This window comes from Yunchengibacter salinarum, assembly GCF_037658235.1.
GTDB lineage: Bacteria > Pseudomonadota > Alphaproteobacteria > Sphingomonadales > Kordiimonadaceae > Yunchengibacter > Yunchengibacter salinarum.
The window spans coordinates 207,410-218,749 of record NZ_JBBJLN010000006.1 but is presented as its reverse complement, the minus strand read 5'-3'; the positions used below and the strand labels follow the sequence as shown (position 1 = coordinate 218,749).

Annotated in this window: 7 protein-coding genes and 2 pseudogenes; 4 read left to right on the top strand and 5 right to left on the bottom strand. The window is 59.0% G+C overall.

What is annotated here, in order from left to right; translation table 11 throughout:
• Positions 1-120: 120 nt before the first annotated feature.
• The 3 genes and pseudogenes from WGH93_RS08690 to WGH93_RS08680 all read right to left on the bottom strand — a co-directional run.
• Positions 121-663: pseudogene (locus WGH93_RS08690) on the bottom strand (transposase); the annotation flags it as partial.
• Between the two features lie 84 nt (positions 664-747).
• Positions 748-1,152 (bottom strand): helix-turn-helix domain-containing protein, encoded by a 405-nt coding sequence (locus tag WGH93_RS08685; RefSeq protein ID WP_374764486.1) that lies wholly within the window; start codon positions 1,150-1,152, stop codon positions 748-750.
• 178 nt (positions 1,153-1,330) lie between these two features.
• Complete coding sequence (locus WGH93_RS08680) at positions 1,331-2,446, bottom strand: Fic family protein (protein WP_374764485.1); 1,116 nt, start codon at positions 2,444-2,446, stop codon at positions 1,331-1,333.
• 435 nt (positions 2,447-2,881) lie between these two features.
• Here WGH93_RS08680 and WGH93_RS08675 point away from each other — a divergent pair, with 435 nt between their 5' ends.
• Together WGH93_RS08675 and WGH93_RS08670 are read left to right on the top strand one after the other, a co-directional pair.
• Positions 2,882-3,112 (top strand): hypothetical protein, encoded by a 231-nt coding sequence (locus WGH93_RS08675; RefSeq protein WP_374764484.1) that lies wholly within the window; start codon positions 2,882-2,884, stop codon positions 3,110-3,112.
• Between the two features lie 17 nt (positions 3,113-3,129).
• Complete coding sequence (locus tag WGH93_RS08670; RefSeq protein ID WP_374764489.1) at positions 3,130-3,498, top strand: type II toxin-antitoxin system death-on-curing family toxin; 369 nt, start codon at positions 3,130-3,132, stop codon at positions 3,496-3,498.
• A 40-nt stretch (positions 3,499-3,538) separates the two neighbouring features.
• On the opposite strand, the gene WGH93_RS08665 is transcribed toward WGH93_RS08670, so the two are convergent.
• A protein-coding gene (locus tag WGH93_RS08665) for an IS630 family transposase (protein WP_374764483.1) occupies positions 3,539-4,473 on the bottom strand; the annotation gives its coding sequence in 2 pieces (ribosomal slippage) (positions 3,539-4,134 and positions 4,134-4,473; 936 coding nt in all).
• Positions 4,474-5,503: 1,030 nt separating this feature from the next.
• Here WGH93_RS08665 and WGH93_RS08660 point away from each other — a divergent pair.
• Positions 5,504-6,812, top strand: a pseudogene (locus WGH93_RS08660) (IS3 family transposase).
• A gap of 250 nt (positions 6,813-7,062) precedes the next feature.
• Here the strand turns inward: WGH93_RS08660 and WGH93_RS08655 are convergent.
• Entirely contained in the window at positions 7,063-7,536 is a 474-nt protein-coding gene (locus WGH93_RS08655) for an Lrp/AsnC family transcriptional regulator (RefSeq protein WP_374764482.1), read from the bottom strand.
• 145 nt (positions 7,537-7,681) lie between these two features.
• Between WGH93_RS08655 and WGH93_RS08650 the strand changes: the two genes are divergently transcribed.
• Positions 7,682-11,176 carry an indolepyruvate ferredoxin oxidoreductase family protein gene (locus tag WGH93_RS08650; RefSeq protein ID WP_374764481.1) on the top strand — a complete coding sequence of 1,165 codons (3,495 nt, stop codon included), beginning with the start codon at positions 7,682-7,684 and terminating at the stop codon, positions 11,174-11,176.
• Positions 11,177-11,340: the final 164 nt, after the last annotated feature.

Here is an 11,340-nt window from a genome sequence, read left to right as displayed (position 1 = left end):
ACAGATCGCCGGCTGACCGGCCTTCCATCAGCTTGTCCAAAAGGTCTTTGTCGATGCTCATTCGTGGTCTCCTTTTCAGAACCGTTACCACGCCAGAGCACAAAATTCAGGATAGTCCCTCCGGCTGTCGGCATCCCGGATTTTCACCCGCAGCGCATCGAAGATCACGATAGGATACATCCGGTCCAGCGCACGGCTCTGCCATTCGCGGACCTCATCCAGAACGGCATCTGTAACGCGGCTGATCAGATCGGGCGACACTTGCAAGCCATAGACATCTTCAAGGTGCGCACGGATGTCACGGACCGTCAGGCCAGCGGCATAAAGGCCGACAATCTTGTCGTCGATCCCATCGATCCGGGTCTGACCTTTCTTGACCAGTTCAGGCTCGAAACTGCCGTCGCGGTCACGCGGCACGGAGATTGGCAGCGCCCCGTCCTGGCCCTTCAGTTCCTTGGAAGACGATCCGTTGCGCCGGTTGGCCTGCTCCGCCGGCGCATCCTTGCCATCCTCATAGCCAAGATGCGCGGTCAGCTCGGCGCCCAGCATCCGCTCCATCAGCTTGATCTTGAGCTCCTTCATCAGCCCGGCATCGCCAAGCAGATCCTCAGGCCGATCGCAGCCCTTCAAAAGATCGTCCAGCAGGTCCTTGGAAATTGTCATCGTCCTTGCTCCTTTCAGGAAACATGGACCAGATCACAGATACACAAAAGATCGGACACTCTCAGTGTTATGAAAGCTCCACCTTTAAAACCCCATGCCAATCTCGCCCTTTTCTTTGTTGGGTGGCACCGGTCGGCTTCCAGGCTTCACCTCCCCCTCCTCTGAACTGGAAGAAGGCGGTCGCCTTTTCTTCCTGCGAACCCTTTGAGGCAAGTGGTGCTCGTCGCTCATGAGGCCGACCTCATCCCGGTTCGGAGCGACAACATCCCGGAAGCGTCGGATTTCGCCCAAGGCCAGGAAGGCCATGCCCAGCACGCCAATCGAGATCCCGGTGTCGCCAGCTTCCAGGCGTCGGACGGTGCTAATCGACACGCCCATTTTGGCGGCCATATCTCTTTGGCTCAGGCGCCTCTTGCGCCGTGCCACGTTCAAATCCTTGCCGATCTGCCCAACGGCCTGGCGTGTGCTGTAGGTGATTTTCTGCTTCACGTCACCTCTCCTTAAAATTTCTTATATCGGCTATTATAGCGTATTAGCGGCTAGATATGAGCTTTAAAAGCTGATTCGCACCTCGCTTTTTAGCGGTCGCTCCTTCTCGGAGCAGGCGTTCAAGGTCGAGCGCGAGGAAGCGAGCAGCGCTTCACTGAAGGCCATCAGTGAATTCAGGCTAAAGCTCGGCGGTTCCAGCCAGTCTGTAGCTCGTGCTTCGTCCCCCGCCTGAATTCTGCAGCAGAACGCCCGTTTCGATTAGCGCGCGAATGTCGCGCAAGGCGGTGTCATTTGAGCACTTCGCAAGCTTGGCGTACTTGGACGTGCTCATGTGGCCTTGCCAGCCATCTTCAAGCATCCGATTGATGACGAGCCTTTGCCGCTCATTTACAGGATGACGTTTGGCCTTATCCCAGAGCTTGGCTTTGTAGAGTACCGCCTCTAAAGTTTCTTCGGCTCTGTCAAAGGCACGGCCCAAGCAATCAAGAAACCAGATTAGCCAAGGCGTGATATCAAGTCCGTTTCGCTGCTGCGCTTCGAGCCGATCATAATAGTCTTTCCGCTCATCCTCGATCTGGGCCGTCATACTGTAGAATCGCTCTTGGCTCCCATCTGCGCGCGCAAGCGACATGTCCGCGATTGCGCGCGCAATCCGACCATTCCCATCCTCAAATGGGTGAATCGTCACAAACCAGAAATGAGCGATTCCGGCTCGCAATAGCGGGTCAGTTGGTGAGGGCGTGTTGAACCACTTCAGAAACCTGTCCATTTCGGTTTGCAGCCTTTCGGCGGCGGGGGCTTCGAAATGAACCTTCTCCCGCCCGTAAGGTCCAGAGACGACTTGCATCGCACCAGTCTCTTCTGGACGCCAGTTTCCGACGGTTATCTTCTGCATTCCGCTGCGGCCTGTGGGGAACAGGGCGGCGTGCCAGTCGAACAGGCGTTCGTATGTCAGCGGCTCTGCAAACTTTTGGGTCGCATCGAGCATCATCTCTACGATACCTTCCACGTCCCTGCTTGATGTAACGAGGCCTCCGACGTCGAGGCCGAGGCGGCGCGCGATTGACGATCGGACCTCGTCAGGATTGAGGTTTTCGCCTTCAATCGCTGACGATTTGACCACATCATCGGTCAACGCCTTGAGGCTCGCTTCCTGTCTGAGGTCAAAGCCAAGGCCCTGCATTCGGCCTACCAGTTGCCCTTCACGATAGCGCAACGCAGCAAGTCCAGATGACAGTTCATTGCTGTCCCAGGTTAACTCTGGCCAATCTGGATTCTCGTGAATAAAGAGCATATTCGCCGCACCTCCTACGGTGATTATGCCTCCTAATCGCCGCAGGCGCAAACTTTTCATCGCAAATTTTGCGGTGAATAGCGGCGTTATTCACCGCAGGCCGCAACTGAGAGAAGGCCTTATTGCTTTAAGGCTCAGGACCCGTAAAAGGGGGTTTTCAGATGGGCAAAACGGTTCTTGATCCATTTTTGGTCACTCATCGCACATCAAAAGCATGATCAGAAAAAGCAATCCGAAAACATACGCTTATCGCCCCACCCTTTCTTGACCGGGTTTTGATCGGGCACGTAAAGAGCCCTCCCCTTAGGGGGTTGCCACTGACTATCCCTCCTTTTCCGCAAGCCTCTTTGCCAGCGGTAACTTGACGTTTCATGATATATCATGATACACAATGACGCCCCGCAATCGAGCGGGCCTGGAAATGGGAGGATCGTTATGACCGGCAAGACCCGAGAGAAGTTCGCAACCCAGGTGGATGCCGAGGTATTGGCCACCGTACGCGATATCGCCGAAAGCGAAGGGCGGCAGCTCCAGGCTCTTGTTGGGGAAGCGCTCGAAGACCTGATTGAGAAGCGTAAACAGGCTCGGCCCCGCCCCCATGTCATGACCGCTTACCAGGCCAGCCATGACAGCTATGCCTCCCTTTACAAGAAGCTGGCTGAATGACGGGCATGATGACGGGCATGACAGATCATCTGACCCTCATCGAGGTTCTCAGCATCCACGCCGATCAGATCTCCCGCTATGGCGGTAGCGACGGCATACGGGATATGGGGTTGCTGGAAGCGGCTCTTTTTCGTCCGCAGACCGGCTACTATGAGGATGAAATTGCACAGGCTGCCGCGCTTTGGGAGAGCATGGCGCAGAACCACCCCTTCGTGGACGGAAACAAGCGCACGGCCTTTGCCGTCACCTACACCTTCCTGGCGATCAACGGCCTTCGCATCACGGCTGCGCCTGACGATATCTTCCGTTTTATTATCGGTCGCCTGGAGGCTCGTGAATTTACGTTCGATCGCCTTGAAGAGTGGCTTCGGGAAAACACGGCTTAGACTGACCTGAGCCTAGAGCAGATTCACTTTAATCCAGATCCTATCCTGCGGCGGCGAAGTAGTTGATGCATTCATCTGGCGTGAAGGCGCCGAGGCAGTCAGCGACTGTATCCCAAAGCTCGTCGACAGTTCGTGCGGTTGCCTTTCGCAGGAGGGCCTTGAGCTTCGAGAAGGCGAGTTCGATGGGATTGAAGTCGGGCGAATAGGGCGGAAGATAAAGAAGTCTTGCCCCTGCCTCTTCGATGGCCTGGCGCACGCTAAAGACCTTGTGAGCTGGCAGGTTATCCATCACCACCACATCGTCGGGCTTGAGCGTTGGCACGAGCACCTGGCGCACATAAGCGAGGAAGGCGGGTCCGTTCATCGGACCGTCCAGGAGCATGGGCGCGTCCAAGCCGCCGAGCCGAAGGCCAACCGTGAAGGTGGTTGTTTTCCAATGGCCGTGCGGGACCGATGCGCGGCACCGCTCTCCCTTCGGCGCTCGCCCGCGCAGGCGGGCCATCTTTGTTGATGCGCCGGTCTCGTCGATGAAGATCAGCCGCTCCGGGTCCAAATCCGGTTGCGCGTCGAACCAGGCCTGGCGCCGACTAAGGACGTCAGGGCGCTGCTGCTCGCTCGCGTGCGCGGTCTTTTTTTAAATGTCCAGCCGTGCCGGTTCAGAAATTTCCACAAGGTGGACCGGGCTACCCGGAGATCGCGGTCGGCTTCCAGCGCTTCGACCATTTCGTACAGCGTGATGTCCTTGCGCCCCTCGATCAAGCCGAACAGGAAGACTGCATGGGCGTCCAGACGGGACCCACGGGGCTGACCCTGCGGCGCCGGCGCCACCGAGCCTCGGCTGCGCCATTGAGCGTGCCAACGGATCGCCGTAGACGGCGCCACTGAAAACCGCATGGCAGCCGCTCGGGCCGACATACCTCCATCAATCGCCGCAATCACACGCTGCCGAAGGTCCAAGCCGTACCACCGTCCCATATCTGCCTCCCGATTTGCCTCAACATACAGAATCACGGGTCGGCACCAATGGGAATCCCTTAAAGCGATTCAAATTCAGAGAAATGTGCTCTAGATCGGCGTTTTTCAAGCGCGCACGGCTGCCCGACCTTAAAGATTAGAAAAACTTACTTTTTATAGGGCTCGTTTTATTAACGGTGCATATGGACCAAATGGGGGCGGACGCTTCAGGGTTTTTGCATCTAATGGTCCCACGGACGCTTCAGGGTAATTGGCGAAAATTATGGTCATTTCGTTTCTTTACCTTAACACGCTTCAGGGTTTGAAAATTTGAAAGCGCTTTCTCGAAAGTGGACACGCTTCAGCCCCAAGGGCAAAAACACATCAAAAAATAGCAAAAAAATACTTTCAGTATGATAAACCTATGAGTTTAGGCTTCAGGCTTATAAAATTTTATTTTTAGTATCACTGATTTTTATATGCTATTTTTTGTTGAAATAAAGTCATAAATGCAAAAAAATTTCCAGCTTTTTTTCGTCAAAATGCCTGCGTGTGAAGTGTGAAAAAATACAATTCATTCTAATTTTAAATAAATTTGATAAAATCTATGTCAATGTGACGTCTATTAGACGTCACATTGACGTCACATTGACGTCACATTGACGTCAAAACACTTTATAATAATATTGATCAATATATTTAACTTTTAAAGTTGTGTAATTTTAAACAAAATATCATAAATACACTTTTTTGGAAATCTTGTCAAAATCTTACATTATATACGTTAACTATATTTCTAGAAATAATATTACAAAAATAATTTTACGAAAAACCTGAACTAATCTTTTATGGCGATGTCAAACCTTTAGAGCGCCACTAAAATTTTCAGGTTTTGGCCTCGACCGGCCGACCACCCCGCCGACCTGCGAATGGATAGCTCAGCGGTCAAGCCGCCTTGCTGTGCTCCTGTTGAAAAAAGGTAGTACTGGGTTGGGGCACGGTTTCTTGAGACAGTTCGCAGCGCTATTTTCCGAGCGAAGGAGAATAGGATATGGACGACAAGAACAGCTCGACACCTGGCGGGACGGAGGCCACGGCCTCGTCGTCGCGCGCTCATCACGCTGGCGACGGCGAGGCCGTGGCCGGTGGCATCAAGCGGTTTTCTGCGAAGCGGAAGCTGGCGGTGGTGCAACGGTTGCTTCGCGGGGAGAGTCTGGAGGCGGTCTCTCGGGAGGAGAACGTTCCCGTCCACCGCCTGACAAAGTGGCGCGACAAGGTCCTGATGGGGGCGGAAAGCGCGCTCAAGGAGCGCGAACGCGACGGGCGTGATGACGAGATCGCGCGGCTCAAGGCCAAGGTGGGAGAGATCACCATGGACAACGAGTTGCTCTACGCCAGGATCGACAAGCTGGAGGGCGGCCGCCCTTTGGCCCGGCGGAGGTCGAAGAGATGAGCCGGGCGCATTCGATCTCCACGCACCGCCGCTTTGGCATGTCCCGCGTCTGCAGGATCTGGGGTGTGCCCCGGGCGACAGTCTACCGGCATCGTGCTGCGACAGATGGCGTCGAGGCCGCCAATGTGGGTCGTGCTCCGAAGCGGCGGGGGCCGCAGGGCGCGTGTAATGACGCCGAGTTGCTGATCCACATTGAGGCGGTCATCGCCGCCTCGCCGTTTTCCGGCGAGGGCTACCGTAAAGTCTGGGCGCGACTGCGGGCCAAGGGCGTGCGCACAGCCGCGCGCCGGGTCCGGCGTGTCATGAACGAGAACAACCTGCTCGCACCGCAGCGCCCTGTCCAGCGCGATGCCCAACCGACAGGGTCGATGAGGTCTGGGGGACCGATATGACCCAGACGGTCACCACTGGTGAGGGGCGCGCCTATGTGTTCATCGCGGTCGATCATTGCTCGGGTGAGTTCATCGACACCCATGCCTCATCAAGCGCAAGCCGGTGGGAGGCCCTGGAGCCGGTCCGGCAAGGCGTCACCCGCCACTTCGGCGGCGTGGGGCCGAACGTGGCCAAGGGCCTGATCCTGCGCCACGACCACGGCTCGAACTACATGGCGCACGACTTCCGACGCGAGATCGAATGCTTCGGCATCGTCAGTTCACCGGCCTTCGTCCGGCAGCCCGAGGGCAACGGCGTGGCCGAACGCGCCATCCGCACCCTCAAGGAGCAGCTGCTCTGGGTGCAATACTTCGAGACCGTCGAAGACTTGCGGCAGGCGCTGGCCAGCTTTGCGGCCGAATACAATGCCTCATGGCTACGGCAGCGTTACGGGTACAAAACACCCGATCAGATCAGGGCCGAGCAAAAAGCCCTTGAACCCGAAGCCGCCACGGGGGTTAAAATGGCGGCCTAACCAGCGCAACGCGTTGTCTCAGAACCGTGCCCCGGTACAAAAAAAGGTAGTACGGAGAGGCGGTCGGGTGCTTGCCCGTCAGGTGGGCCGTCCCAATCTGTGCTCTGACAGATGCTTTCTTCAGCCCTGTTGTTTTTGTGCTTGCCGAGGGATCGCGTCTATTAGCTGGCTCAAAATTTCTTCGCCGCCCTTTGCCGCGATCCTAAATGTTGTTGTCGGCCATGCGCCCTGAACCTGGAGGTGGGGCTGCTCACACAGGCAATGCCACCTCGTATTTCAACTCCCTGAGGACGATATTGCTGCGCACCTGCGAAACGCCTTCCATGGGAAACAACACATCTTCCAGGAAGCGGTTATAGCTGGCGATATCGTGGGCCACCACGCGCATGATGATGTCGGCGTCGCCGCTGGCGGCATAGCATTCCTGCACCTGCGGGTGGGCGCAGATGGCGTCTTCCACGGCGGCCACGTCCACCGCGCCGTGGCGGATCAGGCTGATCTGCACGATGGCGCAGAGCGACACGCCGAGTTTTTCCCGGTCCAGCAGCACGGTATGGCGGCGGATCACGCCGGCCTGTTCCAGCGCCTTCAGGCGGCGGGAACAGGTGGCGGGGGATGTGTTGGCCGCTTCCGCCAGTTCCTGATTGGTAAGCCGCCCGTTTTCCTGAAGGCAGGCGAGCAGGCGGCGATCCGTGTCGTCCAGATTGTGGATGGTCTCTGTCATCACCGGCCCCTTGTGATCAATTTCCATCGAATTTCATTATTATATGGAAGGATCATTCATATATCCACCGCCAAGCGTGTTGGAATGCACACCCTTTTCCCGCCATTCGGGATAGACTGGCCAGAGGATTGAAGGAGGGTGCACCATGACCGACCGCCGCGATGGAACCGGGCTGCTGGATTATAGGCTTGAGGACCGGTTCAACCTGGACCGCAAGCGGGTCTTTCTGACCGGCACGCAGGCGCTGGCGCGCCTGCCGCTGATGCAGCGGGCCGCCGACAAGGCCCGCGGCCTGAACACGGCGGGCTTCATTTCCGGCTATCGCGGGTCGCCGCTTGGCGGCTATGACCAGCAGCTATGGCGGGCGGGGCGTCTGCTGGATGATTATGACATCACCTTCCAGCCCGCCATCAATGAGGATCTGGCCGCCACCGCCATTCTCGGCACCCAGCAGGTGGAAACGGCCCCGAACCGGGAGGTACAGGGCGTCTTTTCCATCTGGTATGGCAAGGGGCCGGGGGTGGACCGCTCCGGCGACGCGCTGAAGCACGGCAATGCCTATGGCTCCAGCCCCCATGGCGGCGTGCTGGTGGTGGCGGGGGATGATCATGGCTGCGTCTCCTCCTCCATGTCGCACCAGTCGGACGTGGCCTTCATGGCCTGGTTCATGCCGGTGCTGAACCCGGCCAATGTGCAGGAATATCTGGAGTTCGGGCTGTACGGCTTCGCCCTCAGCCGCTTTTCCGGGACCTGGGTGGGGTTTAAGGCCATTTCGGAAACCGTGGAAAGCGGCATGACCGTGGACGTGCCGGACCTGCCCGCCTTTACCACGCCGGACGATTTCACCCCGCCGCCGGATGGCCTGCACTATCGCTGGCCGGACCTGCCGGGGCCGCAGATCGAAGCGCGCCTGGTGCACAAGGTGGAAGCCGTGCGTGCATTCGCCCGCGCCAACCCGATCGATCGCACCGTGTACGGGCTGGACGAGGCCCGCTTCGGTATCGTCACCACCGGCAAGGGCCATCTGGACCTGATGGCCGCGCTCACCTATCTGGGGCTGGATGCGGCCCGTTGCCGGGAACTGGGCATCGACATTTACAAGGTGGGCATGGTCTGGCCGCTGGAAACGGCGGGGATGCTGCGCTTTCTGGAGGGCAAGCAGGAAGTGGTTGTCGTGGAGGAAAAGCGCGGCATCATCGAGAGCCAGATCAAGGAATTCCTGTACGACCTGCCCGGCGACAAGCCGGGCCGCGTGATCGGCAAATATGACGAGGCGGGCGAGCCGTTGATCCCCTGGACCGGGGAGTTGAGCCCCAGCCTTCTGGCCCCCCTTATCGCCCGGCGGCTGGAACGCCTGCTGGGGGAGGGCAGCTTCCGCGAGCTTTTGGAAAAGCTGGACGCCGACCTGCACCCGGAGGCCGAGATCGGCGGCGTGAAGCGGCTGCCCTATTTCTGCTCCGGCTGCCCGCACAACACCTCCACCCATGTGCCGGAAGGCAGCCACGCGCTCGCCGGGATCGGCTGCCACTTCATGGCAAGCTGGATGAACTGGGATACGGACAGCCTGATCCAGATGGGGGGCGAGGGTGTCAACTGGCTGGGCAAGTCCACCTTCACCGGCAAGGGCCATGTGTTCCAGAATCTGGGCGAGGGCACCTATTTCCACTCCGGCAGCATGGCCATACGCCAGGCCATCGCCGCGGGCACCAACATCACCTACAAAATCCTGTTCAATGATGCGGTGGCCATGACCGGCGGCCAGCCCGTGGACGGCCAGATCACCGTGGACGGCATCGCCAATCAGGTGCGCGCCGAGGGGGTGGACCGTATCGCCGTGCTGTCGGACGAGCCGGAAAAATATAACAATGGCTTCCACTTCCCGCGCGGCGTCACCATCCATCACCGGGACGAACTGGACGATGTGCAGCGGGAACTGCGGGACATTCCGGGCGTGACCGTCTTGATTTACGATCAGGCCTGCGCGGCGGAAAAGCGCCGTCGGCGCAAGCGCGGCACCTATCCCGATCCGGCGAAACGGGTCTTCATCAATGATCTGGTGTGCGAGGGCTGCGGCGACTGCTCGGTGCAGTCCAACTGCCTGTCCGTGGTGCCGAAGGAAACCCCGTTCGGCCGCAAGCGCCAGATCGACCAGTCGAGCTGCAACAAGGATTATAGCTGCCTGAAGGGTTTTTGCCCCAGCTTCGTGACCGTGGAGGGCGGCGCGTTGAAGAAAGGCTCCGACCAAAGCGCGATCGAGCGCCTTTCCGCCCGCTTCGATGACCTGCCCGTGCCTGATGTGCCGGGCGTTTCCAGACTTTATGACATGCTGGTGGCGGGTGTGGGCGGAACCGGCGTGGTCACGGTGGGGCAGGTGATCACCATGGCCGCCCATCTGGAAGGCAAGGGCGCCAGCGTGCTGGACTTTATGGGCTTTGCCCAGAAGGGCGGCGCGGTGCTGACCTATGTGCGGGTGGGCGAAAGCCCCGATGCGCTCACCCAGGTGCGCACCGATACGGGCCAGGCGGATGCGGTGATCGCCTGCGACCTGGTGGTGGCGAGCGAGCAGAAGGCGCTCAATGTGATGCGGCCGGGCCGCACGAAGCTGGTGGTCAATGGCACGGAAATCCCCACCGCCGATTATGTGCAGGACCGGGACGCGGACATGCACAAGGATCTGCGCCTTGAAAAATTGAAGCGCGCCACCGGGGCGGAGGGCATGAATGTGATCGCCGCCAACCGGCTGGCGGAAGCGCTGATGGGCGATACCGTCTTCGCCAATATGATGATGATGGGCTATGCCACGCAGGCGGGCCTGCTGCCGGTGGGGCTGGAAAGCCTGGATCGGGCCATTGAGCTGAACGGCGTGGCGGTGGACAGGAACCGCACCGCCTTTGCGCTGGGCCGGCTGGCCTTTGTGGACCCGGAAGCCGTGTATGAGGCTGCTTTCGGCGCGCCGGAGACGGTCAGCGACGCGGAAGACCTGGACGCCATGGTGAACCGGCGCGCCGATTTTCTGACCGATTATCAGGACCGGGATTATGCCGAAACCTATCGCGTGCTGGTGGAGCAGGTGCGCTCACGAGAAGCCGCGCTTGGCTTCCATGACCGCAAGCTGACACAGGCCGTCGCCCGTTATTATTTCAAGCTGATGGCCTATAAGGATGAATATGAAGTGGCCCGCCTGCATCTGAGCGACCATTTCCGCAAGGCCATCGCGGATACCTTCACCGGCGACTATACCATCCGGCACCATATGGCGCCGCCGCTGCTGTCCCGCGCCAAGGATGCCCAGGGCCGCCCGAAAAAGCGCGCCTTTGGTCCGTGGGTGCGGCTGCTGTTCCGGCCCCTCGCCGCCATGCGCCGCCTGCGCGGCACGAAGCTGGACCTGTTCGGCTATACACAGGAACGCCGCATGGAGCGGGCATTGATCCGCCGCTATGAAGCGGTGGTGGCCGCCATTCTTGAAAACCTGACGGCGGGCAACCGGGATGCGGCTGTGGACCTGGCCAGCTTCCCCGACCAGATTCGCGGCTTCGGCCCGGTGAAGGAGGAAAGCGTCGCCCGGACCCTGCCGGAAATGGAAGAAAAACTCGCCGCCTTCAAAAACCCGGACCCCGCCCCCGCCCGCGCGGCGGAATGACCGCGCCCACCTTGAGCCGGTTATCTTCCATGGCACAGGGCAGGGCAGGCGGGCTGCCCCGTGCCGCTGTGGGGCCCTGACCGCGCGCCTTTGGGGTGGGCGGCCCACTGTGCTTCGCGGCGCCATCATGCGACCGGAAATAAAATCTGTATAAAGTGATATTA

Bases quoted from the DNA above. Each gene is read 5' to 3' on its own strand.
- WGH93_RS08670 (WP_374764489.1), top strand. From the start codon at position 3,130: ATGACAGATCATCTGACCCTCATCGAGGTTCTCAGCATCCACGCCGAT.
- WGH93_RS08650 (WP_374764481.1), top strand. From the start codon at position 7,682: ATGACCGACCGCCGCGATGGAACCGGGCTGCTGGATTATAGGCTTGAG.
- WGH93_RS08655 (WP_374764482.1), bottom strand. From the start codon at position 7,536: ATGACAGAGACCATCCACAATCTGGACGACACGGATCGCCGCCTGCTC.
- WGH93_RS08680 (WP_374764485.1), bottom strand. From the start codon at position 2,446: ATGCTCTTTATTCACGAGAATCCAGATTGGCCAGAGTTAACCTGGGAC.
- WGH93_RS08675 (WP_374764484.1), top strand. From the start codon at position 2,882: ATGACCGGCAAGACCCGAGAGAAGTTCGCAACCCAGGTGGATGCCGAG.